14 protein-coding genes are annotated in these 14385 nt (G+C 67.8%); 12 read left to right on the top strand and 2 right to left on the bottom strand.

The window, feature by feature from the left end; genetic code table 11:
- The 6 genes from AB3X43_RS00575 to AB3X43_RS00550 all read left to right on the top strand — a co-directional run.
- On the top strand, positions 1 to 680 hold a 680-nt coding region (locus AB3X43_RS00575), incomplete at its 5' end, for a substrate-binding domain-containing protein (protein ID WP_369427952.1).
- 33 nt (positions 681 to 713) lie between these two features.
- Positions 714 to 2285, top strand: a complete 1572-nt coding sequence (locus AB3X43_RS00570; protein ID WP_369427951.1) for a sugar ABC transporter ATP-binding protein — start codon at positions 714 to 716, stop codon at positions 2283 to 2285.
- On the top strand, positions 2282 to 3322 hold the full coding sequence (locus AB3X43_RS00565) for an ABC transporter permease (protein WP_369427950.1): 1041 nt from the start codon (positions 2282 to 2284) through the stop codon (positions 3320 to 3322). Before AB3X43_RS00570 ends, AB3X43_RS00565 begins: the two co-directional genes overlap by 4 nt.
- The gene (locus tag AB3X43_RS00560) at positions 3319 to 4302 is read left to right on the top strand and encodes an ABC transporter permease (protein WP_369427949.1); all 984 of its coding nucleotides are present in this window, start codon (positions 3319 to 3321) and stop codon (positions 4300 to 4302) included. The genes AB3X43_RS00565 and AB3X43_RS00560 overlap by 4 nt, the downstream gene beginning before the upstream one ends.
- 22 nt (positions 4303 to 4324) lie before the next feature.
- The gene (rhaM, locus tag AB3X43_RS00555; protein ID WP_369427948.1) at positions 4325 to 4651 is read left to right on the top strand and encodes an L-rhamnose mutarotase; all 327 of its coding nucleotides are present in this window, start codon (positions 4325 to 4327) and stop codon (positions 4649 to 4651) included.
- Between the two features lie 26 nt (positions 4652 to 4677).
- On the top strand, positions 4678 to 5988 hold the full coding sequence (locus AB3X43_RS00550; protein ID WP_369427947.1) for an FGGY-family carbohydrate kinase: 1311 nt from the start codon (positions 4678 to 4680) through the stop codon (positions 5986 to 5988).
- Positions 5989 to 6052: 64 nt separating this feature from the next.
- Here AB3X43_RS00550 and AB3X43_RS00545 read toward each other — a convergent pair whose 3' ends face one another.
- Positions 6053 to 7873 carry a TRAP transporter large permease subunit gene (locus AB3X43_RS00545; RefSeq protein WP_369427946.1) on the bottom strand — a complete coding sequence of 607 codons (1821 nt, stop codon included), beginning with the start codon at positions 7871 to 7873 and terminating at the stop codon, positions 6053 to 6055.
- Positions 7874 to 7977: 104 nt separating this feature from the next.
- Here AB3X43_RS00545 and AB3X43_RS00540 point away from each other — a divergent pair, with 104 nt between their 5' ends.
- Entirely contained in the window at positions 7978 to 9003 is a 1026-nt protein-coding gene (locus AB3X43_RS00540) for a phospholipase C (RefSeq protein WP_369427945.1), read from the top strand.
- Between the two features lie 126 nt (positions 9004 to 9129).
- Here the strand turns inward: AB3X43_RS00540 and AB3X43_RS00535 are convergent, their stop codons facing one another.
- Positions 9130 to 9606 (bottom strand): MarR family winged helix-turn-helix transcriptional regulator, encoded by a 477-nt coding sequence (locus AB3X43_RS00535; protein ID WP_369427944.1) that lies wholly within the window; start codon positions 9604 to 9606, stop codon positions 9130 to 9132.
- 108 nt (positions 9607 to 9714) lie between these two features.
- On the opposite strand from AB3X43_RS00535, the gene AB3X43_RS00530 reads away from it, so the two are divergent.
- The 5 genes from AB3X43_RS00530 to AB3X43_RS00510 form a co-directional block, all read left to right on the top strand.
- Entirely contained in the window at positions 9715 to 10923 is a 1209-nt protein-coding gene (locus AB3X43_RS00530; protein WP_369427943.1) for a 3-hydroxybenzoate 6-monooxygenase, read from the top strand.
- A gap of 189 nt (positions 10924 to 11112) precedes the next feature.
- Positions 11113 to 11820 carry a fumarylacetoacetate hydrolase family protein gene (locus AB3X43_RS00525; protein ID WP_369427942.1) on the top strand — a complete coding sequence of 236 codons (708 nt, stop codon included), beginning with the start codon at positions 11113 to 11115 and terminating at the stop codon, positions 11818 to 11820.
- Positions 11821 to 11854: 34 nt separating this feature from the next.
- Positions 11855 to 13237: an MFS transporter gene (locus AB3X43_RS00520; protein WP_369427941.1), complete on the top strand. Its 1383-nt coding sequence runs from the start codon at positions 11855 to 11857 to the stop codon at positions 13235 to 13237.
- A 34-nt stretch (positions 13238 to 13271) separates the two neighbouring features.
- On the top strand, positions 13272 to 13910 hold the full coding sequence (maiA, locus tag AB3X43_RS00515) for a maleylacetoacetate isomerase (RefSeq protein WP_369427940.1): 639 nt from the start codon (positions 13272 to 13274) through the stop codon (positions 13908 to 13910).
- A gap of 60 nt (positions 13911 to 13970) precedes the next feature.
- Positions 13971 to 14385: hypothetical protein (locus tag AB3X43_RS00510; RefSeq protein ID WP_369427939.1), on the top strand; the 415-nt coding region annotated here is incomplete at its 3' end.

The raw sequence follows: 14385 nt of genomic DNA, 5'->3' as shown, positions 1-14385 counted from the left end.
CGCGCGGCATCAAGGTCATCTCGTTCGACTCGGGCGTCAAGAAGGAAGGCCGCCTGATGCAGCTGAACCCGTCGAACAGCGCGCTGATCGGCGAGAAGCTGGTCAAGATGAGCGAGCAGGTGGCGGGAAAGACGGGCGAGATCGCCGTGCTGTCGGCCACCGCGCAGGCGACCAACCAGAACATCTGGATCGCCGAGATGAAGAAGGTGCTGGCACAGCCTGCCTACTCCGGGCTCAAGCTGGTCAGCGTCGTCTACGGCGACGACCAGACCGACAAGAGCTACCGCGAGGCGCAGGGCCTGTTCAAGAGCTACCCGAACCTGAAGGCCATCGTCGCGCCGACCACCGTCGGCATCGCCGCGGCGGCCAAGGCCGTGCAGGACGAGAAGAAGGTCGGTCAGATCTTCGTGACCGGTCTGGGCCTGCCCTCGGAAATGGCGGGGCACGTGAAGAGCGGCGCGGTCAAGTCGTTCGCGATCTGGAACCCGATCGATCTCGGCTATTCGTCGATCTACGCCGTTCACGCCTTCATCAAGGGCACCGCCAAGGGCGTGGCCGGCGAGAAGATCTCGCTGGGCCGCGTCGGCAGCGCCACGCTGGACGCCAACCTCGAAGGCGCGATGGCCGAACCGTTCACCTACGACGCCACCAACGTCGAGCAATTCGCCAAGATCTTCTGAAGCCGGATCCGGGTGCCGCATTGGTCATGAGTCATGAGAGTTGATCCGTCCCCCGCGTGGCTCACGCTGCGCGGCATCCACAAGCACTTCGGTCCGACCCACGCCCTCAAGGGCGTGGACCTGGACCTCGTGCCCGGCGAGGTGCTGGCCGTCATCGGCGAGAACGGTGCCGGCAAGTCCACGCTGGTCAAGACGCTCACCGGCGTCCACCAGGCCGACGCGGGCGAGCTGCACATCGCCGGCCAGCTGCAGCGGTTCACGCGCGCGCAGGATGCACAGGCCGCCGGCATCGTCGCGGTGCACCAGGAAACCGTGATGTTCGAGGAGCTGAGTGCCGCCGAGAACATCTTCATCGGTCGCCAGCCCATGCGTGCGCTCGGTGGCATCCCCGGGCTGCGCGTGATCGACTGGGCGGCGATGAACCGCGAGGCACAGGCCGTGCTCGACCAGGTCGGCGCCGGGTTCGCGGCAACGACGCTGGTGCGCGCGCTGAGCCTGGCGCAGCGCCACCTGATCGAGATCGCCCGTGCGCTGTCGCAGCAGGCCCGGGTCGTCATCCTCGACGAACCGACCGCCGCGCTGTCGCAGGCCGAGATCCGCGATTTCTACGGCATCGTGCGCAGCCTGACGGCGCAGGGTGTGGCGGTGCTGTTCATCAGCCACAAGTTCGACGAGATCTTCGCCGTCGCCGACCGCTACGTCGTGCTGCGCGACGGGGCCTCGGTCGGCAGCGGCCGCATCGCCGACGCGGACGAGCAGTCGCTGGTGAAACTGATGGCCGGCCGTGCCATCGACCAGATCTATCCATCCATCCCGCACCGGCCCGGCGAGGTGCTGCTGCAGGTGCGCGGGCTGTCGCACCCGACCGAATTCGCGGGCCTGTCGTTCGCGCTGCGCCGGGGCGAGATCCTGGGCTTCTACGGGCTGGTGGGCGCCGGGCGCAGCGAGGCGATGCTGGCGCTGATGGGGCTGAATCCATCGGCGACCGGCGAAGTGCGCATCGATGGTGCCGCCATCGACATCCGCCAGCCGGGCGACGCCATCGCCGCAGGGCTGGCCTATGTGCCCGAGGAACGCCAGCGCCAGGGCGGCATCCTGTCGTTCTCGGTGCGGCACAACATCAGCCTGGCCGGACTGGCCGGGCCGCGCACAGGCCTGAGCGGCACGCTCTCGCACGGCGTCTGGCTGTCGCCGCGGCGCGAGGCGTCGCTGGCGGCGCGGCTGATCGAGCGGCTGCGCATCAAGACCGAATCGCAGGACACGCCGCTGTCGGGCCTGTCGGGTGGCAACCAGCAGAAGGTCGTCATCGCCAAGTGGCTGGGGCTGAACCCGCGCATCGTCATCCTCGACGAGCCGACCAAGGGCATCGACGTGGGCGCCAAGCAGGCCGTCTACCAACTCATCGCCGAGATGGTGGCCGAGGGGCTGGCGGTGATCCTGGTGTCGTCGGAGCTGCCGGAGGTGATGCACCTGGCGCACCGCACGGTCGTGATGCGGCGCGGCCGGCAGGTCGGCGAATTCGTGCAGGGCCAGGCCGATGCCGAGACGATCGTCGCTGCGGCCTCGGGCCTGCACCACACCGCAGCACACGGACAGACGGCATGACGCGACCCTCCTTTTCCTTGACGAGCCTGCGGCGCGAATGGGTGCTGCTGGCGATCATCGCGGCCATCGCGCTGGCGGTCGGCGCCCGTGCGCCGGTGTTCCTGACCTGGCGCAACGCACTCGACATCGGCAACGACTCGGCCATCCTCGCCATCCTGGTGATGGGCCAGATGCTGGTGCTGCTGACACGCGGCGTGGACCTTTCCGTGGCGTCGAATCTGGCGCTGACCGGCATGCTGTGCGCCCTGGTCGGTCGGGCCTGGCCGGGTGCACCGCTGGTCGTGCTGCTGGCACTGGCCTGCGCGATCGGCGCGGCGCTGGGCACCGTGAATGGCTGGCTGATCATGCGCTTCAACCTGCCGTCGATCGTGGTCACGCTGGGCACGATGTCGATCTACCGCGGCGCGATCTTCGTGGCCAGCGGCGGCGCGTGGATCTCGGACCACCAGATCCACCCGCGCATCAAGGGCCTGCCGCGCGAGACGCTGCTGGGGCTGCCGATGCTGCTGTGGTTCGCGGCGACCGCGGTGGTGTTCACGGTCTGGCTGCTGCGCTGGCGCCGGGAAGGCCGTGAGCTGTACGCCTTCGGCGGCAGTCCGACAGCGGCGGTCTACGCCGGCATTCCGGTGAAGCGGCGGCTGATGATGGCCTACACCCTGTCGGGCCTGCTGGCCGGGCTGGCGGGACTGCTGTGGGTCGGGCGCTACTCGATCGCGTTCACCGAGCTGGCGTCGGGCTTCGAGCTGACGGTGATCGCCGCCTGCGTGATCGGTGGCGTGGGCATCGGCGGCGGGGTGGGCACGGTCAGTGGCGCGGTGCTGGGCGTGCTGTTCATCGGCGTGCTCAATGCCGCATTGCCAGTGATCCAGGTCTCGCCGTTCTGGCAGCAGGCCATCGCGGGCTTCGTGATCCTGTTATCGGTGGCGCTGAACGCCCGCGGCCACCGCCAGGCCGGGCGGCAGATCCTGGAGCACAGTCCTCCTTCGCCAGGCCCCACTGCCCTCTCCTCCACCACGGCACAAGGAGCCACCGCATGAAGGCACTCGATACCTGGGAGCGCGTGCTGCTGACCCTGATCGCCCTCGTCTACCTGGCCTTCGGCCTCGGCATCGAAGGTTTCCTGTCGCCTTATGCGCTGGCCGACAGCACCTACAACTTCTCCGAGAAGGCGCTGATCGCGCTGGCGATGGCCCTGCTGGTGGTCGCCGGGGAGATCGACCTGTCGATCGCGGCGACCATGGCGCTGTGCTCGCTGGCGATGGGCTTCGCGATGAAGGCGGGGGCCAGCCTGCCACTGATGCTGCTGGCAGCACTGGCCACCGGCCTGCTGTGCGGCGCGCTGAATGGCTGGCTGGTGACCCGCTGGAAGCTGCCGGCGATCGTCGTGACCATCGGCACGCTGTCGCTTTACCGCGGACTCGCGCAGGTGGTGCTGGGTGACCAGGCCATCACCGGTTACCCACAGACGCTCAGCACCTGGGGCAATGGCAGCCTGGGCGATCTGATCGGAGTGCCGGCGCTGATCGTGCCGATCGAGTTCGCGGTCCTGGTGGTGGCCGGGCTGGCGGTGGGACTGCTGCTGCACCGCACGCTGCACGGCCGGCGCCTCTATGCCATCGGCTCGAACCCGATCGCCTCGCGTTTTTCGGGCATCGCGGTGGACCGCTACCGCATGGGCCTGTTCCTCTTCGCCGGCGTGATGGCCGCACTGGCCGCCGTGCTGCTCACCGGGCGCATCGGCAGCACACGGCCCAACCTGGCGATGGGCTGGGAGCTGGATGCGGTGACGATCGTCATCCTCGGCGGCGTGGCCATCGAGGGCGGGCGCGGCAGCATCCTGGGCACCGTGCTGGCCGCCGTGCTGCTCGGCAGTTTCACCTTTGCACTGGGCATGCTCAACGTCTCGGGCATCGTGATGTCGATGATCGTCGGAGGGCTGCTGATCGTGTCGATGGTGCTGCCGCGCTGGCTTCGACTGCTGCAGCGTGGTGCGCGTCCCGCGCTCAGGACAGTCTGACAGCCGCGAGAACGTGATGCCGATGACCACGACAACCGACAAGATCGCCTTCCGGATGTTCCTCCACCCGGGCTGCGAAGCCGAGTACCGGCGCCGCCACGATGCCATCTGGCCCGAGCTGGTCACGCTGCTGCAGGACAGCGGTGTCTGCGACTACAGCATCTTCCTGGACGCGCCGCGTGGTGTGCTGTTCGCGGTGCTGCGCCGCCGCGCCGACCACGCGATGGACACGCTGCCGCAGCACCCGGTGATGCAGCGCTGGTGGCAGCACATGAAGGACATCATGCAATCGAACCCGGATGGCTCCCCCGTGGCGGAGCCGATGCCGTGCCTGTTCCATCTGGAGTGAGCCGGGTGCGCGCGTCGGGAGTTTCCGTGCCGCCTGCGCACACGCTGGTGCTCGACATCGGCAAGAGCAACGCCAAGCTGGTCCTGGTCGATGCAGCCGGCGAGGTGCTGGCGCGCCGCGTGCAGGCCAATGCGCCGATGCCGGGGCCGGGCTACACCGCGCTGGGCGTGCCGCGGTTGCAGCAATGGTTGATGGACAGCATCGCCGACCTGCCCGAGCGCACGCGCATCGCACGCATCAGCATCAGCACCCACGGCGCGGCCTTCTGCGCGATCGACGACCAGGGCCTCGTGCTGCCCCCGATCGACTACGAATGGGACGGCTACGGTGCGCACCGCTCCGCCTTCGAGCAGGCGATCGATCCATTCGCCCACACAGGCTCGCCGTGCCTGCCGGCGGGGCTGAATGCCGGGCTGCAGCTGTTCTGGCTGCAGCGCACGCAGCCGCAGACCTGGTCGTGCATCCACCACTGGCTGCCGTATCCACAGTACTGGGCGTGGTGGCTCAGCGGCGTGGCGGCGAGCGAGGTGTCGTCGCTGGGCTGTCACACACAGCTCTGGGCACCCTGGCTGGGGCGGTTCTCGGACTGGGCACAGGGCGGCGGGATCGCCGCGCGGTTCCCGCCGATGCGTGGGGCGGGTGATGTGCTGGGGCCGCTGCGGCCCGAACTGGCTGCGCGCTGGGGGCTGTCGCCGGACTGCGAAGTGCTGTGCGGTGTGCATGACAGCAACGCCTGTCTGGTGCGCTACCTGCCGCTGCCGGACATGACATTGCTGACGACCGGTACCTGGACCGTGGTGATGTCCACCGCCCGTCCCGAGGACACGCCGGTGGAGGCCGAGCTGTTCAATGTCGCGGTCAACGGACAGCCCGTGCCGACCGCCCGCTTCATGGGCGGGCGCGACTTCGACCACCTGTGCGCGGGCGCCGACCCCGCCTGGGCAACGCAAGAAGCCTTGGCCGCACTGGTGGAGACCGGCTGGGAGGCTCGGCCACTGCCGGGGGGTCAGTCCGAGGCCGCGTTCGAATTCTGGCGCCAGGGCCGGCGCGTGTCGGGTGGTGTGCTGGCGGTCCCGGAGCCATTGCGCCCGGCGCTGGCTGCGGTGTACTGCGCCGAACGCAGTGCCACGCTGATCACCCGCCTGTCACCGCGCGGCTCCGTGGTCGTGGAAGGGCCGCTGGCCGGCAACAAGGCATTCGGTCTGGCACTGGCCGCGCGGCTGGGTCCGGACCGGACGCTGTACCGGTCGATCGATGCGGTGGAAGGCACGGTACGCGGCGCCTGGACACTCGGGTGCAGACCGACAGCGCCACTGCAGTTGGCGGCAATCATCTAGTTGTATGCCTTCTTCACGCCAGATGCCTTGCTGGCCACAGTGCGCGTCGCACGTACTGTCGAAGTCAAGGGCGGAGCAGCAGATCCAGTTGCTCGTCCGACAGCATGGGCACCGCGGCAGGTTCGTCAGGCCGGGTCCAGCGCGTGGTCTGCGGAAACGCCATGACCACCGCGATCAGCAGCAACTGTCCGACCAGGTGCGGAACCAAGGCACGCGACAACGCCGCCAGTCCGGGGCGCGGGTGGGCGAGCGAGCGGGCCATCAGCACCGCGTAGCCCAGCGGAGGCAGCAGAAAGCCGAGCTGGAGCACCAGCAGCGTCAGCACCGCCACCCAGGCTGCATCGTCCTGCACCTGCAGCACGGCCGGCATGACCAGCGGGATCACCAGGAAAATCATCTCGAAGGCATCCAGCACACAGGCACACGCGGCCAGCCCGGCCATCACGAGCAGGAGCAGACCGGTCGGGTGGCCGCGAAACGACTGCACCGAGGCGGCCAGCCATTGGTCAATGCCATGGCCGCGCAGTACCAGCGTCAGACTGGTGGCCGCGATCAGCAGCGCGAACAGCACACCGGTGAGCACCAAGGCGTCGCGGAGGATCAACCGCAGCAACATGGCGCTCAGTTGCTTCGTCACGGCCGCACCCGCGAGCAGCAGCAGGCAGGCCGCCGCCGCCGCTTCGACGGCCAACACCCGGCCCGTGGCCACCGCCACCAGCAAGGCGGCGATGACCAGCACGACCGACACCGTCTGCCAACCTGCCTGCCGGTCCAGTCCAGGCACAACGACGGCCACGTCCCGGCGGTGGCGCCACGCCACGACCGCCAGCGACATCAGCACGGCCAGCGCACCCGGCACCACCGCCGCACGCAGCACGTCCGCGTTGTTGACGATGCGCACGGCGGCATGCGTGGCATTCACCGCCTCGGTGTGCGCACGCATCATGGCATCACCGAGGAGCAGCAAGACAAGCGAGGGCGCAATGACGACGCCCAAGGTGCTGGCCACGCAGAGTGTGGCCGTGGTCTGTGCGACAGAGCGGTCACCGACCTGCAAGCGAGGAGAAATGGCCCGCGACAGCATGTGCAGGCTGGCCCCCACGGATCCGTTCATCGGCGCCAGCAGCGCGCTGACCAGCAGCGCCGACAGCTCTGCCGCGGCCGGTTGCCGGCGCAGCAGCCATTGCCCGCCCTGGTGCATCCGGGCCACCAGCGGCAGCCGGTTCAGGACGGCGCCACTCAGGGCGTACAAGGGCAGCGCCTGCAGCAAGTCGTTCTCCAGCAGTCCGACCAGCCGCGAAGGCAGCGCCCCCATGAGGTCGAAGCTGAACGCCCCCGTCGCCACGCCCGACACCGCCAGCAGCGCGGCACCGCCGAGCTGGATCGCGTAGATCGGCAGGCCCTTGGCGACCGTGGTTCCTGCGGGGCCGATCACGGCCTGCAGACTCATCAGCAAGGCCAGCAGCCAGGCCGCCACTTTGATCAACCAGTAGCCAGGGTTGAACGATTCTGGAAAACCTTCGAGGCTACAAAGCGATCGCCAGGCCATCGGCCCGGCGCCATACAGGACGTAGAGCGAAACCGGCAGCACCAGCAAGGCCTGCCCCCATCGGTTCAGGTGGTGGCGGACCTGGGGCGACATGCGCTGTGTCAGCGCCATGTCGATGGACAGATGGGATTGGGTGCGTGTGGCAGCGTGCAGCCCCACCCCGACATACAGGGCAAACAGGATCTGGCCCAGGTCATTGGCCCGCGTTGCACCCCACCCCACCACGTCACGCAGCGGCCACTGGACCAGCAACAGGCCTGCCAGCGGCAAAGCCAACCAGCCAGCGGCCGCGTCCAGCGTGTCCAGCGCTTGATGTAGACGTCCAGGGATGCGCATAGGTGCAGTGTAGAGTGCCCTCCACGGCCCTCGGCACAGCGCGCCAACCACCATGCCGACCTGCTACCGTGGTGGCCGGAATTGAAATCAGGCTGGAGACTGACATGGCAAATCCAATCGAGCACGTGGTCATCATCGTCAAGGAGAACCACAGCTTCGACAATTACTTCGGCACCTTTCCGGGCGCGGCGGGCATGGTCCTGCCTGCGGCGACAGACCCGCAGCTCACCGACCCGCCGCATGACCATGCGGCCTGGTTGCGCGCGCAGGCCAAGGGCGGTGGATTCCAGGGCCAGTACAGCAAGGCGGACCTCGCCGCCTACTGGGCATTCGCGCAGCAGTACGTGCTGTGCGACCACTACTTCACCGACGTGGCCAGCCAGTCCGAGCCCAATCACCTGCACCTGATCGCCGCGGATTCGCCCATCATCAACAATGCCTCGGCCACACGCACCTACCAGCCGCAGCCACCCTATGTCCTGCCCAACCTGCCGGCCACGCTCGAATCCGTCGGCAAGACCTGGCGGAATTACTCGGATCCGAACGCGTCCTATTTCGAGCACATCGCCGGACTGAAGGGCCATGCCTGGAACGTGCGGTCCGGCCAGTTCGACAAGGATGCCGCGGCAGGTGCACTGCCGCATGTGAGCTGGCTTTACGCCCCCGGCAGTGCCAGCGAGCACCCGGGCGATCTTGCCAAGACCGGCAAACCCCAGGTGGGCCCCGGCATGCAGTGGACGGCCGACCGCATTCATGCGGCCGCGACCGGCCCGTTGTGGGCCAAGACCGCCATTTTCGTGACCTGGGACGACTGGGGCGGCTGGTTCGACCACGTCACGCCGCCCGCCGCGGCCACCTGGCCTGGGGCCGGCCCCGCGGGCTACACCGGCTCGCAATTCCGGTATGGCCCGCGCGTGCCGTGCCTCGTGATCAGCCCCTATGCGCGCCAGGGCATCGACCACAACCTGTATTCGCACGTCAGCATCGTCAAGTTCTGCATCCGCCTGTTCGGGCTGCAGGCCTGGGGCGCGCCCGCCTTGAAGAGCACGGACAAGTCCGGGGACTTGTGGAAAGCGTTTGATTTCGCGAAGAAGCCGCGTCTGGCCGTGCCATCGCCTGTGCCGGTCTGAATGAACCGCCCGGGCGCTCCCGGAGTCTGCGACGCTTGAGAGCCGGCAAGTCGGTCATGGAATCCGGACTCCAGAGGCAAGGCCATTCGGGCGCTGGGTGTCCGAAGCCTCCGGTCAGACCCAGTTTCAGGGATCGCTCGGTGCCCGACTGAGCGCATTGTTGGCAACGACGAGCGCACGCAGCATGCGCACGAACTCTGCGCGGTCGGCCGCCGGCAGCGGTTCCAGAATGCGCCGCTGGGCCTGCAACATCGCCGGAACCACCTCGTGCAGCAGCGCCTGGCCAGCGTCGGTGAGCGTGAGCAGCCGCACGCGGCGGTCGTTCGGATTCGAGTTGCGCAGCAGCAACCCGCGACTCTCCAGCCGGTCGATCACGCCACCCGTGGTCGATGTATCCAGACCGATCGTGCGCGCCAGCGTGCGCTGGTCGATGCCAGGCGCGTTGGCCAAGGCCTGCAGTGCAGCGAACTGCATGGGCGTCAAGCCATGCGGTTCGGCCTCCTGCAAAAAAATGGCCACGGCGATCTGATGCAGTCGCCGGATGTGGTGGCCAGGCAGATCGTCGAGTTCGACGTTCTGCGGGTGACTTGTGTGCGTCGTCATCGTGCGCTATCTGCCGATTGAGGGTTAACCCGTATTTGATCCATGTCAGTCTATCACTATGATTTTAATCAGTGTACTTATGATAAGTACACATTTGATGGAACGCACATGACTGCACACAACCAGGATTTGCCGGTCATCGTCGCTGGCGGCGGCATCGGCGGGCTCGCGGCGGCTCTCGCGCTTGTACGGCGCGGCTTCACCGTGACGGTGCTCGAACAGGCACCCGAGATCGGCGAGATCGGCGCTGGCATCCAGCTTGGGCCGAACGCTTTCCACGCCTTTGACGCGCTCGGCGTCGGCGACAAGGCGCGCGGGCGCGCCGTCTACACCGACTGCATGGTGATGCACGACGCGATCGACGAGACGCTGGTCGGCCGCATCGACACGGGAGAGGCCTTCCGCAAGCGTTTCGGCAATCCCTACGCCGTCATCCACCGCGTGGACATCCACCGGTCGCTGCTGGAGGGTGCGCAGGAGACCGGCCGTGTCCGCTTCCACACCAACACCCGCGTGGAACGCATCGAACAGGACGAATCCGCCAGGACGGTGACCGCCATCGACCAGCACGGCAACCGCTGGATGGGCCAGGCGCTGATCGGTGCCGACGGCGGCAAGTCGGTGGTGCGCACGCAATACGTCAACGACCCGCCGCGTGTCACCGGGCACGTGGTCTACCGCGCCGTGGTCGAACGCGCCGATTTCCCGAAGAACCTGCAGTGGAACGCCGCGAGCCTGTGGGCCGGCCCCAAGTGCCACCTCGTGCACTACCCGCTGCGAGGCGGCGAGCAGTACAACATCGTCGTCACGTTCCACAGCCGCCAGCAGGAGCAGTGGGGCGTGACCGATGGCAGCAAGGAGGAGGTCGAGAGCTACTTCCAGGGCATCTGCCCGAAGGCACGCCAGCTGATCGAGCTGCCCAAGACCTGGAAGCGCTGGGCCACCGCCGACCGCGAGCCGATCGGCCATTGGGTGTTCGGCCGCGCCACGATCCTCGGCGATGCCGCCCACCCGACGACACAGTACATGGCTCAGGGCGCATGCATGGCCATGGAAGACGCGGTCACGCTGGGTGAAGCCTTGCGCGTCACGCACAACGACTGGGACGCGGCGCTGCAGCTTTACCAGCAGAGCCGCGTCACGCGCACCGCCCGCATCGTGCTCTCTGGCCGCGAGATGGGGCGCCTGTACCACGCCGCCGGCGTCGAGCGCCTGGTGCGCAACGCGCTGTGGAAGGACCGCTCGCAAGAGCGTTTCTACGATGCGCTGGAGTGGCTGTACGGCTGGAATGTCTCCAACTGCCTGCAGCAGGGCTGAGCCCCACGAGGAACACCGACAGGCATGAACTGGGGCGCCTGGAAAACCTGAAGGTCAGCCCCGCCATGTACCTGGGCATGCAGAACCGCTCCACCGCCGAACCCCCTTCATTTCCATCGCCGACGAATCGCCGCTGCACCGCAAGCTCGGCGTCCACGAGACGCCCTCCTGAACACCCAAGGAACCACCATGACGAATCCCGACTACCTCTGGACCCCCTCGCCCGTCGCCTCGCTGCCCGTGCGCGGCCAGACCGAACGGCTGCCCATCCACCGCATCTTCTGCGTCGGCCGCAACTACCACGCGCATGCGATCGAGATGGGCCGCCCCGTCGACAAGTCGGTCGAGCGGGCCTTCTACTTCACGAAGTCACCGCAGACGCTGGTGTCCAGCGGCGCGACCGTCCCCTACCCGCCGGAAACCAAGGACTACCACTACGAGATGGAGCTGGTGCTGGTGGTCGGCAAACCGGGCTTCCGGGTTCCGGCCGAACGGGCGCACGAAGTGATCTACGGCTACGCCTGCGGCCTGGACATGACGCGCCGTGACCTGCAGCTGGTCGCCCGCGAGAAAGGGCGCCCCTGGGATCTCGGCAAGGACATCGAGCAGGGCTCGGTGTGTTCGGAGGTCGTGCCGATGGAAGGTGTGGTCATCGAGCGCGGCGAGCTGGTGCTGGAGGTCAACGGCCAGACGCGGCAGCAGTCGGACCTGTCCAAGCTGATCTGGAACATCCGCGAGATCATCGCCGACCTGTCACTCTTCTATCACCTGCAGCCTGGCGACCTGATCTACACCGGCACGCCCGAAGGCGTGGGTGCGGTGTTGCCCGGCGACCGCATCGACGGTCGCATCGAGGGCGTGGGCGACATCGTGCTGCACGTCGGCGCCCCCGAATGAGCCCCCACCCCAACGCACGCACAGGAGACAAGACATGACATCGACGACCCCACGTCCGGAGGCCGAAGCGCGGCGGCGGCGCACCGTGATCTGGATCGTGGCCCTGGCCACGTTCGGACTCGTCTTCGACGGCTACGACCTGGTGCTCTACGGCGCAGTCGTTTCGACCTTTCTGCGCGACCCCACGCACATCGGCAACGTCACTCCGGCCATCGCCGGGCTGCTGGGCAGCTACGCACTGGTCGGCGTGATGGTGGGCGCGCTGCTGGCGGGCGCCGTCGGCGACATCATCGGTCGCCGCAAGGTGATGCTGATGTCCTACGCCTGGTTCTCGGTGGGCATGGCGCTGACCGCGATGGCCACCACATCGATCGCCTTCGGCTGGCTGCGCTTCTCCACCGGTCTGGGCATCGGTGCGTTGCTGGCCACCACCGCAGCCCTGGTGTCCGAATACGCGCCGGCAGACAAGAAGAACCTGATCAACGCCATCACGAACGGCGGCATCCCTCTGGGCAGTCTGCTGGCCGCGCTGCTGGCCATCTTGTTGATGCAGCACATCGGCTGGCGCGGCTTGTTCTGGATGGGCGCGCTCCCCATCGTCACCTTGCTGCCGCTGGCGTACGCCAAGATGCCCGAATCCGTGGTGTGGCTGGCTTCGCGTGGCCACATGGACGAGGCGCGTGCGGTGTCGGAGCGCACAGGCGTTCCCTTGCCCGGGACGGTGTCCGTCCGGACGGAAGCGATCGCACCCGCAGGCACCGGCAAGATCGGCTTTGCCGGCCTGTTCAGCACCCACTACCTCTTGCCGACCGCCGTGCTCGGCCTGATGAGCGCGACGGGCCTGATGCTGGTGTACTCGCTCAACACATGGCTGCCCGAGATCATGTTGCGGGCCGGCTTCAACGCCAAGGGGTCGCTGTCCTTCCTGGCCGTGCTCAATGGCGGTTCGCTGTTCGGCGCGCTCGCAGCGTCCCGTGCCGCCGACCGCTTCGGCCCGAAACCGGTGGTGGCGGCCTGCTTCACCACCGGTGCCATGGCGCTGCTGCTGCTGACCTTGGGCTTCCCGCTCGCCGGCCTGCTGGTCATCGTGGCAGTAGTCGGTCTGGGCACCAGCGGCACGCAGACGCTGATCTATGGCTTCGTCGCCAACTACTACCGCACGAACGTGCGCGCCGCCGGCGTGGCCTGGTGCGCCGGCTTCGGTCGCCTCGGCGGCATCGGTGGCCCGATGCTGGGCAGCACCCTGATCGGTGCGGGTTTCAAGCTGGACGCGATCTTCTACGTGCTGGCCGGACTGGGCCTGGTAGGGGCCCTGCTGACCTTGCTGGTGCCCATGGCGCGCGCTCAGACCGCGCGACGCCCGGGGCAAGTCGAAGAGAATCAGGGGCCAGCCACACCGCTGCAGCGGCCCGCCTGACCTGGCCACCAGACTGATCGACAGAGGAATCCGCATGAAACTCTACAGTTTCTTCCGCAGCGGCACATCGCACCGGCTGCGCATCGCACTGAACCTGAAGGGGGTGGACTACACGTATGTGCCGGTCGACCTGCGGCGCGAAGAGCATCTCGGCGACGCGTACCGGGCGCTGAACCCTCAGGGTCTGGTGCCGGCGCTCGCGGTCGAAGGCCGTGTGCTGACGCAGACGCCGGCGATCCTGGAGTGGCTCGAAGAGCGCTTTCCATCGCCACCGCTGCTGCCGGCCGACGCCGACGCACGGGCCCGGGTGCGCACACTGGCGGCAATCGTCGGCTGCGACATCCATCCGGTGAACAACCGCCGCATCCTCGAATCGCTGCGAAGTGACTTCGGTGCCGACGAGGCGGCAGTCAACCGCTGGTGCAGCCGCTGGATTGGCGAGGGCTTTGACGCCATCGAAGCGCTGCTCGCTGCCGATCCGCACCGCGGCGACTACTGTGTCGGCGACACGCCGACGCTCGCCGAGGTCTACCTCGTGCCGCAAGTGGAGAGTGCGCGCCGCTTTGGCGTCGATCTTTCGCGCTGGCCACGCATCACCGCGGTCGATGCCGCTTGCCAGCGACTCGCCACGTTCCGCTGCGCGGCACCGGCCCTGCAGCCTGACGCCGCCTGAAGCCGTGAACCGCCCCCGTCCCGCGGCGGCTGCCCTTCGATGACCAGCCCGCTCACCCCCATGATTCCTGCCACGAACCGCCAGTTGGACCTGGCCTTGCTGCACGCCGATCACCACGGGCAGGCCGATCAGATCGAGATGCACGCGGGACCAGGCGTGCAGGACACCCGCACGCCCCCGCCGTCACGGCGTGTTCAAGCACGCGCGTGCCGATGGACCTGCTGTGTCGCCCTGCTCACCGCCTCTGTGCTTGGCGCCCAGGCGGTTTGGGCCGCGGACAGGCAGATGCTGTACGTGGTCCCTGGTGGCAGCGTGGCGGGCAATGGCACGGCCGATGCGCCTTTCATGCTCACGGCAGGTCGGGAGTACGAATTCAACCGCCTCATCCGACGCGCCAGCGATGCTGGCAAGGACATCGAGGTCGTCTTTCGCGATGGTGTCTACGCCGATGTCCGCCTGCAAATCATCAAGCAAG

This window comes from Sphaerotilus sp., from assembly GCF_041083715.1.
GTDB lineage: Bacteria > Pseudomonadota > Gammaproteobacteria > Burkholderiales > Burkholderiaceae_C > Sphaerotilus.
The sequence above is the reverse complement of the archived record's forward strand: the minus strand, read 5'-3'. Positions and strand labels throughout refer to the sequence as shown.